At 24.9% G+C, this 14,235-nt stretch carries 15 protein-coding genes and 1 pseudogene; 11 read left to right on the top strand and 5 right to left on the bottom strand.

Annotated features, from left to right (window positions below; genetic code table 11):
• Nucleotides 1-214, top strand: a 214-nt coding sequence (locus tag KQY27_RS03560) for a hypothetical protein (protein WP_224425204.1), incomplete at its 5' end; no start/stop codon positions are given.
• Between the two features lie 563 nt (nt 215-777).
• Nucleotides 778-1,194: a hypothetical protein gene (locus KQY27_RS03555; protein WP_224425203.1), complete on the top strand. Its 417-nt coding sequence runs from the start codon at nt 778-780 to the stop codon at nt 1,192-1,194.
• A 306-nt stretch (nt 1,195-1,500) separates the two neighbouring features.
• Here the strand turns inward: KQY27_RS03555 and KQY27_RS03550 are convergent, their stop codons facing one another.
• The 3 genes from KQY27_RS03550 to KQY27_RS03540 form a co-directional block, all read right to left on the bottom strand.
• Nucleotides 1,501-1,986: a TIGR00645 family protein gene (locus tag KQY27_RS03550; RefSeq protein WP_224425206.1), complete on the bottom strand. Its 486-nt coding sequence runs from the start codon at nt 1,984-1,986 to the stop codon at nt 1,501-1,503.
• A gap of 315 nt (nt 1,987-2,301) precedes the next feature.
• Complete coding sequence (locus tag KQY27_RS03545; RefSeq protein WP_224425202.1) at nt 2,302-2,940, bottom strand: TMEM175 family protein; 639 nt, start codon at nt 2,938-2,940, stop codon at nt 2,302-2,304.
• An 82-nt stretch (nt 2,941-3,022) separates the two neighbouring features.
• Complete coding sequence (locus tag KQY27_RS03540) at nt 3,023-4,408, bottom strand: cation transporter (RefSeq protein WP_224425201.1); 1,386 nt, start codon at nt 4,406-4,408, stop codon at nt 3,023-3,025.
• A 605-nt stretch (nt 4,409-5,013) separates the two neighbouring features.
• On the opposite strand from KQY27_RS03540, the gene KQY27_RS03535 reads away from it, so the two are divergent.
• The 7 genes and pseudogenes from KQY27_RS03535 to trpA all read left to right on the top strand — a co-directional run bounded on the left by KQY27_RS03535 (nt 5,014) and on the right by trpA (nt 12,171).
• Entirely contained in the window at nt 5,014-6,555 is a 1,542-nt protein-coding gene (locus KQY27_RS03535) for an anthranilate synthase component I family protein (RefSeq protein WP_224425200.1), read from the top strand.
• 159 nt (nt 6,556-6,714) lie between these two features.
• Nucleotides 6,715-7,293 carry an aminodeoxychorismate/anthranilate synthase component II gene (locus KQY27_RS03530; RefSeq protein WP_224425199.1) on the top strand — a complete coding sequence of 193 codons (579 nt, stop codon included), beginning with the start codon at nt 6,715-6,717 and terminating at the stop codon, nt 7,291-7,293.
• 75 nt (nt 7,294-7,368) lie between these two features.
• Nucleotides 7,369-8,379 carry an anthranilate phosphoribosyltransferase gene (gene trpD, locus KQY27_RS03525; protein WP_224425198.1) on the top strand — a complete coding sequence of 337 codons (1,011 nt, stop codon included), beginning with the start codon at nt 7,369-7,371 and terminating at the stop codon, nt 8,377-8,379.
• A 52-nt stretch (nt 8,380-8,431) separates the two neighbouring features.
• Nucleotides 8,432-9,262: an indole-3-glycerol phosphate synthase TrpC gene (trpC, locus tag KQY27_RS03520; RefSeq protein ID WP_224425197.1), complete on the top strand. Its 831-nt coding sequence runs from the start codon at nt 8,432-8,434 to the stop codon at nt 9,260-9,262.
• Between the two features lie 119 nt (nt 9,263-9,381).
• Nucleotides 9,382-9,996, top strand: a pseudogene (locus KQY27_RS09335) (phosphoribosylanthranilate isomerase); the annotation flags it as partial.
• 210 nt (nt 9,997-10,206) lie between these two features.
• Nucleotides 10,207-11,397 (top strand): tryptophan synthase subunit beta, encoded by a 1,191-nt coding sequence (trpB, locus tag KQY27_RS09330; protein ID WP_224425205.1) that lies wholly within the window; start codon nt 10,207-10,209, stop codon nt 11,395-11,397.
• The gene (gene trpA, locus KQY27_RS03505; protein WP_224425196.1) at nt 11,398-12,171 is read left to right on the top strand and encodes a tryptophan synthase subunit alpha; all 774 of its coding nucleotides are present in this window, start codon (nt 11,398-11,400) and stop codon (nt 12,169-12,171) included. It abuts the gene before it with no gap.
• A 273-nt stretch (nt 12,172-12,444) separates the two neighbouring features.
• Here trpA and KQY27_RS03500 read toward each other — a convergent pair whose 3' ends face one another.
• The gene (locus KQY27_RS03500) at nt 12,445-12,621 is read right to left on the bottom strand and encodes a hypothetical protein (protein WP_224425195.1); all 177 of its coding nucleotides are present in this window, start codon (nt 12,619-12,621) and stop codon (nt 12,445-12,447) included.
• Nucleotides 12,622-12,623: 2 nt separating this feature from the next.
• Nucleotides 12,624-12,968, bottom strand: a complete 345-nt coding sequence (locus KQY27_RS03495) for a ribbon-helix-helix domain-containing protein (RefSeq protein WP_224425194.1) — start codon at nt 12,966-12,968, stop codon at nt 12,624-12,626.
• Between the two features lie 159 nt (nt 12,969-13,127).
• Between KQY27_RS03495 and KQY27_RS03490 the strand changes: the two genes are divergently transcribed.
• Together KQY27_RS03490 and KQY27_RS03485 are read left to right on the top strand one after the other, a co-directional pair.
• Nucleotides 13,128-13,622 (top strand): nucleoside deaminase, encoded by a 495-nt coding sequence (locus tag KQY27_RS03490; protein ID WP_224425193.1) that lies wholly within the window; start codon nt 13,128-13,130, stop codon nt 13,620-13,622.
• Nucleotides 13,623-13,635: 13 nt separating this feature from the next.
• On the top strand, nt 13,636-14,139 hold the full coding sequence (locus KQY27_RS03485) for a GNAT family N-acetyltransferase (protein ID WP_342765738.1): 504 nt from the start codon (nt 13,636-13,638) through the stop codon (nt 14,137-14,139).
• The last annotated feature ends 96 nt before the right edge of the window (nt 14,140-14,235 follow it).

Genomic DNA, 14,235 nt, shown 5'->3' with positions numbered 1-14,235 from the left:
TAAGTTTGTTAATATTAGGAGTAAGTCTGTTCGTGTGGGTTCTATTGGTGCTGGTATGAGGAAGTCTTTTGTTGTTTCTTATTATCCTGATAGGGATGGTCATAGGTTTTGTATTGGGGAGTATTTTGTTTTGAATCCTAAAAAGTCTATGGATGAGATTTCTTATAAGAATAATCGTGTTGTTAAGACTAAAAGAGGTTTAAAAAGAATATAAAAATAGATAATATTAATAATTTATTAATATTATTTATAATATTTTTATAATATTATTTTTTTATTGTGGAGGACTTATTGTTTTTTCTGATTCCTTCCAAAATATTCTTTTCTTATTATTTTTTCACAATTTTTATACAATTTTTTATAATTTTTTCAAATATTATTTTTATTATTTATTATAAAATTATTCCAAGTTTCCTTTTTATATATTAATTTCATGTTTATTGAAGGAATAATTAATTAAAAATGATAATATTCATACATCTAAATATTTATTTATAATAAAGAGAATTACATAGTATATTTAAATATTATTTTCAAGCCTCTCAATATTTTTGATACTTATTTTTAAACAACTTTTTATTTATAAAAAAACTTTAATACATTTAAAATAGCTAAATTCGATGAATTTTAACATTGAATTGAGGATAAAATCTCTTTTGATTATTTGCTACTTTTTATTGTATTTGAATCTTATAATAGTAATGTTTATTACTTATATGGTATTATATAATGATGGTGTTTGTTTTGTTAGGTTATCTAAATTTGAATATTGATCAAATGTTTATATTATTAATGATTATAGTTACATTGTTTTCTGTTGGCTATTTCTTATTTAAAAAAGTTGGTAGTAAATTTGAGAGATCTGTTTTAATAATAATTGGAGTTATATATATTTTAACTTTGATAACCTTAAACAATAATATGGTTTTGGGATATTTTATGCTAATAGCTCCATTATATTTATTAGAACAGCTTGGTAGATATAGTGGTTCAGAGTATAAGGAAAAATTAAATAAATCATTTAATTTTGCAATAGTATTTATAATTCTTTCAGTTGTTTATTTATTCTTGTCAATAACTGGTTATTTATTCAATCAAGATATTTCATTGTTAAATATAATATTAATAGGAATTGGTACTATTATATCTATAAGTTTAACTTTGGAATTAAAAAGGAAATATTTTAAAGAATGATATAGTATACCAATATGAATAACAATAAAAACAATATTTCAATGAATAACTATTTATTGACATTAATTTAAAAAATCAATTAAATTTCTTATTAATTCTTTATTAATATAAAAATAATGAAAATTTAGAAAGAAATGTAATAAATAAAGTTAAAATTAATTAAAAGGATATAAGCTTTTTTGAATTATTAATATAATCAATAGCTGAATCCCTTAATTTGGTTAATATTAACTAAAATTATAATTAAAAACAAATTCTCTTTTCATAATATTTATTTGAAAAAATTTTGTTTTTAATATTATAAATTTATTCTTCAGTTTTACTTTTTGCAGATATGTAATCCATTAATGCAAATAATACACCAGATATAACAAATACTATGTGTAATAATATTCTCCAAAATTCAATGTTTGGATCAACACCTTGTGCAGCTTCTAAAAAATCATGAAGTAATTCTATTAAGGATATTACAACTATTGAACCTACTATTTTGAGTTTAAGTCCTGAAAAATCTAAATTTCCCATCCATGATGGTCTGTCTTTGTGATCTTGAGCAGGATTAATTTTTGATACAAAATTTTCATATCCTGAAAAAGTAACCAATAAGATAAGATTTCCTAACAAGGCTAAATCTAAAAGGTTTAAGGCACCCATAGCTACTTCTTCAAAAGACATTCCCATACTTTCTGGAATAAAACCAATTAATAGCTGGAAGAACTTTATAAAAATTATTGCTATAACAACTATCATACCTAAAAAGATTGGAGCAAGTAACCATCTACTTGAGAATATTATACTTTCTGCACTATCTTCAATAAGATTTAAGATTCCTTTATTTTCATCGTCTTTACTTATATTAAAACCTCTGTTAGAATAAATGCTTAATTTAAATTAAATTTATTTCATATTTCTTAAATTTATTTTATTTTATTTATAAGTTAATATTTTTATTTAAATTCCTATTATTAAATAATAATTTCAATTATTTTTTATATATTTCTTCAAAGGTTTTTATAATTTTTTATATAATTTTTTATTCAAGATAATTAATAAATAAATTCTTATTTTTATAATATTTCTAAAACTTCCTATTATAAATCAAATAAATTAACTTTTATTGGATCTAAAATAATCAGGGATTTTGACTATGTAATCATCGAAAAATAGTAAGAAGTAAATGATACTACTACCAGATTCTAAGAAATATGATAAAATTAAAGCAATTAAAGCAATCAGTGGGAAAAATACTGCAGTTCTTTTCTTATAGCCATAATCTTCGATATTACCAAAAAATTCTTTTTTTTCTGCATAGATATATTGAGTTAACATCAAAATTCCTATCATTAAAAGATTTATATCAAAGAAATATCTAAAAATAGGGAACTGTGTTCCAAAATCACTTATCAAAGGATATGTAACAGGAACTAAAACAACAAACATTAAAATTAATAATGTTAACCACATAAATATTTTATTAATTTTTTCTAAATTATGGAGTAAAAATCTCATTTCAATCCATATTGATCCTAAAATTAAAAAACAAAGAATAAATAGGGATATATCAAGTGTGAATCCTTGTAAATATGAATTTAATTGAATCATAGTAGTTAATTCATTTTTAAGTGGAGTATGAATAGCTAAAACTAAAATTGTCATTGCAACCGCAAATATTCCATCAGTAATAGCCTCAGCACTTTTAGTAGACACAAAATCTTTTTCATCCCTTTGATTAAAAATACTCTTCATAATTTCGCCTTTGATCTTTCATAATTTAATATTAAGCCATTTTATTTAATCTTTATTAGGTAATTTATCTAGTAAAAACCAATCAGCTCTCATCAGACAATTTAAGAAACAATGAGTCTGAAAATTTCACATCAAAATCATCAAAATCACTCAATATAATATCTAAATGTTCAAGTCCAGATTTAGTTATTTCATATCTATTTTCATTCTTTTTTATCCAATTATTCTCTATTAAATGATTAATAACTTCATCAAAATTATTTTTAAAGTCTAAATATTTATTTGGTAATAATTCAAGTTCTGATATAACAGGAATATAGCTATCATTAAGCATATCATTAAAGGATTTAATCAAATCTTCTTGGGTATTAACATTTTTATTAGGAATTGCAAATAAAATCCATAATCTAAAAGTTTCTAAATGATTAATATTCATATAATCTCCGAAAACTGTTTTATATTTAGAAAAATCTGTTTTTTCACCTTCATATGAAGATTTAGCATCTTTTAAAAGGTTAAACGCATCTCTTAAAATTCCAATTCCTATAAATATACCTACTATTGCATCAACCCAAAAAATATTAAACAATGATAAAACAGCTCCAATTATAACAGCTGATCCAATAAAAATATGATTTTTAGAATCAACAGATTGGGAAATAATAGTTAAATTATTAAAAGATCTTCCTATATGGCGTTGATATACAAATAACCCAATAGCAGCTAATATTGCAATTGTTTCAACTCCAACAACTAATGGAACTTGATTAATAGGGTTAACAGTATTATTTAAAATTTCAATAATCCTAGATATAGATTCATAAGTAGCACTTATCCCTGCTACAAATAACATAAATATAACAAGTATTGTACTTAAAAACTCATGATGGAATTTAATTCCCAACCAAACAAAAAATGCAGAAATAGTATCTGTTATTGCATCTAATCCATCTGATATTAAACCAACACTTCCGCTAATAAAACCAGCAGATAATTTTAAAACAGCTAATAAAAAATCAACAAAAATATTATTTCTAGCTACAGCATTAGTACTGAATAAATATTTATCAATCTCTTTATTTCTTTTTTTCATGGTATTAACAAGAGATTCTCCTGTTCCATGGCCAAATTCAGTTAATTTATAGGTTTTATCATCTTTTTTTTCAACCAAACCAAATTCAATCAATCGAATAAAGTTGTTATGGGAATTTATCTTTCCAAGCTCTGCTTCAAATTTGTTTCCATTATTTGCATGACCTTTTTTGAAGAAATATCTTGCCTTTTCTATACTATCAATCACTGAATTTAAAAAAGATTTATCTTTTTCACTCCATTGTTGATACCATATTGATGAAATAAAAATAATCGTTTTATCATTAATCTGTTTTAAACTTAATGCGCCTTCAACATATAAAGCCATTAAAATAAATTTGTCAAAGCCTCCCAAAGTTTTACCATTAATTTTCATGGAAAATATCCTGCAGAATCTTTTAAAAATAATTGGGTTAATTTATATATTAATTGAGCTAATTGAATTAATTAAATTAATTTAGATTAATTATAAAAATTGTTTGTATAAAATAATTCATATATAAATAGGTAATTCTATGAAATACCTTCTCATATATATTAACTAATTATATAATTATATGAAAAATATATAAATCTTTCTATAATTCATAATAAAGCTTATATTTAATATAAAAAATATACATGTTTACTTTAAACATATATATCTTATAAAAAAACTATTGAAAAATATTTCAATGATTTTTTATCTTTTTTATCTTTTTTTTCACTTTTTTCTACTTTTTTTACTTTTTTTAGAATTATATTTCATAATATCATCTACATTATTGCATATTTATAGTACATAAAAGTACTACAAAGGTTTAAATAATACAATAAACAACTTATTCATACTATGTCATAAACATTTTGAAATGACATATTTAAAAAAACATTGAAAAATTAAAAATATTAATTAATTGTTTTAAAATCGATTAATTATTCTTAATAGCTATAATTTAGATTTAAAATTAAAAAATTTGATTTACCAAAAGGAGGTATACAATGATTTTCCCATTATTAAAGGAAGCAAAAAAAATTATTAAAGAAGGAGATTATAACTCTATTCCTATTGCTTATGAGATAATGTCAGATATAAAGACTCCAATTGAAGTACTTAAAATCTTAAAAAATAATAGTAAGCATTGTTTTATGTTAGAAAGTATAGAGGATCTGAAAAGATGGGGAAGATATAGCATATTGGGATTCGATCCAATACTAGAAATTACATGTGAAAATGAATTTCTTCAAATAACTGATTATTTTGATTCAGGATATTTGATGGGAGAAAAATATTCAGACTTTCAATTTTCCAAAGATAAAAAAACATTATCCAAAAAAACTAAAAATCCTAGAAAATATATCAAACAAATCATTTCTGATAATAAAGCTCCAAATTTAGCTAATTTGCCTCCTTTTACAGGAGGATTAGTAGGATATTTTGCTTATGATTATATAAAATATAGTGAAAGTTCACTTAATTTAGATAAAAATTCTATTGAAAATGAAGAATCTTTCAAAGACGTTGATTTAATGTTATTTGATAAAGTCATTATTTTTGACAATTATAAACAAAAAATGATTCTTATTATTAATATTAAAACCGAAAATATTGAAAAGGAATATAAAAAAGCTACTCTTGAATTGGTTAATTTAATTGATTTAATTGAAAATGGTGAACCAATTGATGAAGTAGAAAATAAAATCAAATTACAAGATGATTTTAAGCCATTATTTTCTAAAAAAGAATATTTTGGCATGGTTAACAAAGCTAAAAACTATATAAAAGAAGGAGATATATTCCAAGTTGTTCTCTCTAATCCATTGTCTTGTGATATGGAAGGTAGCTTATTAGATACTTACAGAATACTTCGAACAACAAATCCTTCTCCATATATGTTTTATTTTTCAAGTGATGATATGGAAATAGCTGGAGCTTCACCAGAAACTCTAGTAAAATTACATAATAAAAAATTATATACTTTTCCATTAGCTGGAACAAAACCAAGGGGAAAAACTGATATCGAAGATAAAAAATTTGAATCAGAACTACTTTCTGATGAAAAAGAACTTGCTGAACATAATATGTTAGTAGATCTTGGAAGAAATGATATTGGAAAGGTGGCTGAATTTGGTTCAGTAAAATTAGAAAAATATCTAAGTATTGAAAGATTTTCTCATGTAATGCATATTGGTTCAACTATAAAAGGAAAATTAAGAGAAAATAAAGATTTTCTTGATGTGATTGATGCAATTCTTCCTGCAGGAACCTTATCAGGAGCTCCAAAGATAAGAGCTTGTGAAATAATAGAGGAATTAGAAAATAATAAAAGAGGAATTTATGGAGGGGCTATTGGATATATAAGTTTATCTGGTAATCTGGATACTTGTATAGCTATTCGAATAGCTTATAAAAAAAATAATAAAGTATTTGTACGCTCGGGTGCAGGAATTGTTGCAGATAGTATTCCAGAAAATGAATTTGAAGAATGTATGAATAAAGCAGAAACAGTTTTAAATGCTTTAAAATTAGCTGAAAACATATAATAAAAGATAAATTTTAAATTAAATTGTATAAAACAAAAATAAAATAAAAATAAAATAAAAATAAATTAGAAATAAATTAGAAATAAATTAGGAATGAAGTAAAAATAAAATAGAAATAAAAAAATGAAACATAAAAATTGATATTAATGTGGTGATTGTATGATTTTACTTGTAGACAATTATGATAGCTTTTCATATAACCTTTATCAAATGATAGGTGAAATAAACTCTGATATAAAGGTAATAAGAAATGATGAGTTAGAACTATCTGAAATTCGCGATTTAAATCCCGATTCAATAGTTATATCTCCTGGTCCTGGAAGACCAATTGATGCAGGATTTTCAATAGATATTGTAAAAGAATTTTATAAAGATATTCCTATTTTGGGAATCTGTTTAGGTCATCAATGTATTTATGAAGCTTTTGGAGGAGAAGTTAGCTATTCAAAAAAATTAGTTCATGGTAAAACTTCTAATATAGAGATAGATAATTATAATTCATTATTTTCAAATTTAAATAATGAAATTATTGTAGGGAGGTATCATTCACTTTCTGGAATAGAAAGTTCAATACCTAATGATATTTCTTTAATTGCTAAATCAAAAGATGATGATGAAATAATGGCTATAGTTCATAAAAATTATAATGTCTATGGTCTTCAATTTCATCCAGAATCAATACTAACTCCAGATGGATCTATTATTCTAAAAAACTTTTTAGAAATAGCTAAATCTTAATTATATTTATTAAAATTAGGTTTTATGATAAAATTATATGATAATAATCATTCATGATGAAAAGAGTATGATAATATGATAAAAGAAGCTATTTTAAAATTAGCTAAAAGTCAAGATATTTCCTATGAAATGGCAGAAAATTCAATGGATGAGATAATGCAAGGAAAAGCTAGTGATGTTCAAATGAGTTCATATTTAACTGCATTATCTATGAAAGGTGAAACCATAGATGAAATCACTGCTTCAGTTGCATCACTTAGAAATCATTGTATAAAACTACTTCCAGACATGGATGTTTTAGAGATAGTTGGTACTGGTGGTGATGGTTCTAATTCATTTAATATTTCAACTGTTTCAGCACTTGTAATTTCTTCAGGTGGTGTTCCAGTAGCTAAACATGGAAATAGGGCTGCATCTAGTAAATGTGGATCAGCCGATGTTTTAGAATCTTTAGGTGTTAATATTGAATTATCTCCAGAAAAAAGTAAGGAAATGCTTAATAAGATTGGCATATGCTTTTTATATGCTCAAAATTATCACATAGCTATGAAATATGTAGCTCCAATAAGAAGAGAATTGGGGATTCCTACAATATTTAATATTTTAGGTCCTCTTTCAAACCCAGCTGGAGCTAATATGGAAGTTCTTGGTGTTTATGATGAATCTCTTGTTCTTCCTATAGCTATGGTTATTCATAATTTAGGTGTTAAAAATGCTATGGTAGTTTATGGCCAAGATAAATTAGATGAAATTTCAATTTCAGCTCCAACAACTGTTTGTGAAATAAAAGATGGTAAATTTTCACAATATACATTAAATCCTGAAGATTATGGTTTTAAAATGAGTCAAAAATCAGAGATTGCTGGAGGTTCAACTAAAGTAAATGCACAAATAGCTTTAAATGTTTTAAATGGTGAAAAAGGCCCTAAAAGAGATGCAATTCTCCTTAATTCTGCAGCTGGATTGTACATTGGTGGAAAAGTAGCTAATTTAGAAAAAGGAATATCATTTGCCGAAAAACTCATTGATAGTGGTAAAACAAATGAAAAATTAGATGATTTTATTAGTATTTCTAATAATATTTGATTATAATTATTAGTTAGTTATTAGTTAATTATTAATTAAAGGTTGAATTTTCATGATATTAGATGAAATTGTAGAAGTTACAAAGGAGATTGTTGAAAAAAAGAAAAACAATCTCTCTTTAGAAGATTTAAAAAAAGAATTAGATATCAAATTCAATCATAGTGAAAATTCTAATATTAATTCTAATATTAATTCTTTTGAAAAAGCATTGAAAAGTGAAGGAATGTCTTTTATTTGTGAAGTAAAAAAAGCTTCTCCTTCAAAAGGGTTGATATGTGAAGATTTTGATCCTTTGAAAATAGCTAAAGATTATGAAAGTGCAGGAGCATCAGCTATTTCAGTTTTAACTGAACCTAAGTTTTTCAAAGGAAATGATAATTATCTTTTTGAGATAGCTAATTCTATAGATATTCCAATTCTTAGAAAAGATTTTGTTGTAGATGAATATATGATTTATGAAGCAAAATTATTAGGTGCTTCAGCTATACTTCTTATAGTTTCAATTTTAGATAAAAAAGAATTAAAGAATTTCATTGAATTAGCTTATAAACTAGATCTATGTCCTTTGGTTGAAACTCATACAAAAGAAGAGTTGAAAATAGCTATTGATGCTGGAGCAAAGATTATTGGAGTTAATAATCGAAACTTAATGGATTTTTCTGTTGATATTGAAAATACTATATATATAAAAAAATATTTGGAAAAATATATGTCTGATTATAAAGATAATGGAATTATATTTGTTTCAGAGAGTGGAATAAAAACTCCTAAAGATATAAAACTTCTCAATGATTATGATGTTGATGGTGTATTAATTGGAGAATCTTTAATGAGGAGTAATGATAAAAAAGTAGCTATTAATGATTTAAAATCATTGATTTAATTATATTAACTATATTTAAATTTAATTATAAACTAATTTATTTATATTAAGTTAAATTATTTATATTAAATTTAATTAAATTTAATTATTCTTAATTTGTTTAAATTTACTATCATATAATGGAAATTGATAATATGAATCAAAATCAAACAAAAATTAAAATATGTGGATTAAAAAGAATTGAAGATATTGAAATTGTTAATAAATTTAATCCAGATTATGTTGGTTTTGTTTTTGCTGAAAGTAAGCGAAAAATCGATTTTGAACAAGCTAAAATCTTGAAAAATAGACTTAATAAGAATATTTTGGCTGTTGGTGTTTTTTTAGATCATGATATTGAGGATATATTTTATTTACTAAATAACAATATCATAGATATGGTTCAACTTCATGGAAATGAAAATAAAGAGTTTATAAAAAAATTAAAAGATTTTGATAAAAAAATTGAGATTATTAAATCTATTGAAATCAAAGATAATGAAGATAAAAAAGATATAGAAAATAGGATTAAATATTGGGAAAATTCCCTTGTTGATTACTTATTGCTTGATAGTGGAAAAGGCAGTGGTAAAACTTTTGATTGGCAATTGATAGAAGATATCAAAAAGCCATTTTTCTTAGCTGGAGGAATTAATAGTGAAAATATTAAGGAAGCTCACAAAATTAACCCTTTAGTAATTGATTTAAGTTCAGGAACAGAGGAAAATGGTGTTAAAAGTTCTAAAAAAATAGCTAAAATTATGAATGTGTTAAATAATCTGAACAACTTGAATAAATTGAATAATCCAAATGATGTGAATGGGGTGAAATATATGGTTAGCAATGATTTAAATGATGGAAATATTAAAAATGATATAAATGATATAAATAGTGGAAATCTTGGAAATGAGGGGAATAGTCGAAATAGTCAGAATGATGGAAATGGTGGAAGTGGAAGATATGGAATATATGGTGGGCAATATGTTCCTGAAACACTAATGAATGAATTATTGAGCTTAGGAGAACAATATGAATTTTATAAAAATGATCCTGATTTTAAAAATGAGTTACAAACTTTGCTCAATGAATATGCTGGAAGGCCTTCTCTTTTATATTATGCTCAAAGAATGACTGAAGATTTAGGAGGAGCTAAGATTTATTTAAAACGTGAAGATCTTAACCATACTGGTTCTCATAAAATCAACAATGTTCTAGGTCAAGTTCTTCTAGCTAAAAAAATGGGAAAAACACGAATTATTGCTGAAACTGGTGCTGGTCAACATGGAGTAGCTACAGCTACAGCTGCTGCATTTTTGGACATGGAATGTGAAATTTTCATGGGTGAAGAAGATACTAAACGTCAAGCTCTCAATGTTTATCGTATGGAATTGTTAGGAGCTAAAGTAAATACTGTATATAGTGGAACTAGAACTTTAAAAGACGCTGTAAATGAAACAATGAGAGAATGGACTACAAGAGTTCATGATACTCACTATGTTTTTGGTTCTGTAATGGGTCCACACCCATTTCCAATGATTGTTCGAGATTTTCAAAGTGTTATAAGTGAAGAAATAAAAGAACAACTATATAAAGCTGAATCAAGATTACCTTCTGCTGTTGTTGCATGTGTTGGTGGTGGAAGTAATGCTATTGGTTCATTTTACAACTTTATAGATGATAAAGATGTGAAATTGATTGGATGTGAAGCCGGTGGTGAAGGAATTGATACTGAGTATCATGCAGCAGCTCTTAGTAAAGGAAAAATTGGAATATTTCATGGGATGAAATCTTATTTCTGTCAAGGTAATTATGGTCAAATATCACCTGTTTATTCAATTTCTGCAGGTTTAGATTATCCAGGAATTGGTCCAGAACATGCTAACCTTCATGATACAAAAAGGGCTGAATATGTTCCAATTACGGACAGCGAAGCAGTAGAAGGATTTGAATATCTAGCTAAGCAAGAAGGAATCATTTGTGCAATTGAAAGTGCTCATGCTATAGCTCAAGCTATGAAAATGGCAAAAACAATGAATAAAGATGATATTATTGTAGTTTGTCTTTCTGGAAGAGGAGATAAAGACGCTGAATCCATCCAAAAATATAAATTAGCTAAATCAAGAGACAATGATAATAATTATGGTGGGGAATTCTAAATGAGTAAAATTACAGAAATTTTTAAGGATGAAAAAGCATTTATTGGATTTTTAACAGCCGGAGATCCTTCAAAAGAAAAAACAATAGAATATATATTAGCTATGGAAGAAGCTGGAGCAGATATTATTGAGATAGGAATTCCTTTTTCAGATCCCATAGCTGAAGGACCAGTAATACAAAATGCTAATACAAGAGCTTTATCTCATGGAATTAATACTGATAATATTTTTGACTTGGTAGGGGATGTTCGAAAGAAATCTGATGTTCCTTTAGCTTTTTTAACTTATTTGAATCCAGTTTTTTATTATGGTTATGAAAAATTCTTTAAAAAATGTAAAAAAATCGGAATCAATGGAATTGTAATTCCTGATTTACCATATGAGGAGAAGGGAGAAATTTCAGAGATTGCAGAAAAATATGATGTAGATATAATATCTCTTATTGCTCCAACTTCAAAAGATCGAGTTAAAATGATAGCTAAAGATGCAAAAGGCTTTATTTACCTTGTTTCATCCATGGGAGTAACTGGTGTTAGAAGTGAGATAAAGACAAATCTTGAAGATATTATTGATGAAATTAAAAAAATTACTGATGTTCCAGTAGCAGTAGGGTTTGGAATAAACACTCCTGAACAATCTAAAAATATATCTAAAATAGCTGATGGTGTAATTGTTGGTAGTGCTATAGTTAAAATTATCGAGGAATATGGAGATAATTCAACTCAATATATAAAAGAGTATGTGGCTGAGATGAAAAATGCTACTAAAATTTAATCTATATTAATTATATATTTCTCATATTTTTATTTATTCTTATTAAATTAAAAAGATTATTATTTATTAAAAATCAAGATTATAAAAAGAATATGAAGGATATAATTGCATAGAACGATTATGGGGTGCTATATAATGATATGGAGATATAAAAGGGTATAAAAGAACATGAAAGGATATAAAAATATAAAATAATATATATATAAAATAATAGTGGGTTGTTTTATTATGAGTTATATATTGGTAGTTTTGGAATAGATATTAATAGTAATATTATCTGATAAATTTAAGTTTTTTATCAATATAGCACATTCCATTATCTTTTAAGGTTATTCTTTGTGCTTTATGTCGGCCACTTTTAACTATAACTCTAACATCGGATATTTTTCTAGCCTCAGCTATTATACGATCTCCTTTTATGATTGTTCCTGTTTGAGTATATATTGTCATTATCACACCTCATCTAATCTTCTTTCTTTTTTTAATTCATTGGTTATTTTTATCACTAATTCAAGATCTAATTCAAGATCTTCAGCTACTTCAGAGATATATGCTTCTAAATGAGATCTATAATATCCCAAAACTTCTTTTTTAGCAATTTCATAATCAACATCTCTTATTTTAACAACTTTTATAGCTTTGAGCTTATCTCTTATAGCTTCTCTTACAAAATCTGAACTATTCAAGTATATTCCTGCTTCTACAAGTTTAGTTATCTCTTTATATTCTATTGGTGTTAATTTAGTAGCTACACTTTTGTTGTGTTTTACTTTGCCTTCATTTTCAATAGAAATCATATATCGTAATATATGGTTTACTATATATAACTTTTACTATATGAAGAAATTTTATAAAAATTAAATTTAAATATAAAATGTAAGAAATTAAGTTATAGATATAAAATTAGATATAAAATTTAATTTTGAATAAATAACAAATTTATTATTGGTGTTTTGATGGATAAAATGAATAAAATAGATGATAATTATTTTATGAATGAAGCTATTAAAGAAGCTAAAAAATCTTCAAATGAAGGAGGAATACCTATTGGTGCTGTTTTAGTCAAAAATGGTGAAATTATAGGTAAAGGTCATAATAAACTTATTCAAAATAATTCAGCTATTTTACATGGGGAATTAGATGCTATTGAAAATGCTAATAAAGAAGGCAGGTTAACTGGAGAAGATTATAAAAAATCTACTCTTTATACCACTTTATCTCCCTGTCCTATGTGTTCTGGAGCTATAATTCTCTATAATATCCCAAAGGTTGTTATTGGTGAAAATAAAACTCTTATTGGTGCAGAAGAGCTATTAAAAAATAATAATGTAGAAATAATTAGTCTAAATAATCCTGAGTGTAAAGAGCTTCTTGAGGAATATATTAAGGAAAATCCTGAAGAGTGGGAAGAAGAACTAGAAAAAGTTGATAATAATACTACAACAAACTAAACTTCTATAAAATATTCAAATTAGGGGAGATATCATTAAATTCAGTTGTATTTGCACAAATGAAAAGAATCAAGATTTTCTTGATTTATCTAAAGATCTTTGGGATGAATATTATGAAAATGCTGGAGATATTGTAGACAAATATAAAGAAGTGAATAACCTCGAAGGAAAACACTTTGTAATACTTATTTCTGATGAAAATAATGAATATAATAAAAATAATGAATATAATGGTCCAATAGCTTGTGGAAGTTTTAAAGAGCTTTTTAATGATACTGTAGAAATTAAAAGGGTTTTTGTTAAAAAATCATATAGAAATATGGGACTAGCTACTTTTATAATGGAAATATTAGAAAAAGAAGCCAAAATGCAAAATTATTATTTTTCTATATTAGTAACTGGAGTAAATAATATTCCTTCTCAATCCTTATATAAAAAACTAGGATATAAGTTAACTGAAGGTTTTGGGATTTATAAAGGAGATCCAGATTCTTTTTGTTTTAAAAAAGAGTTATAATTTATTTTTATAATTTATTTTATAAAATTATTTTATAATTTACTTTATAATTATTTTTTATAACTAATTATTTTATATTTTTATATTTTAGTATTA

The sequence above is a fragment of the Methanobrevibacter sp. TMH8 genome (genome assembly GCF_020148105.1).
Lineage (GTDB): Archaea > Methanobacteriota > Methanobacteria > Methanobacteriales > Methanobacteriaceae > Methanobinarius.
Note: the sequence above shows the minus strand (reverse complement) of the source record. Positions and strands in the feature narration are given on the sequence as shown.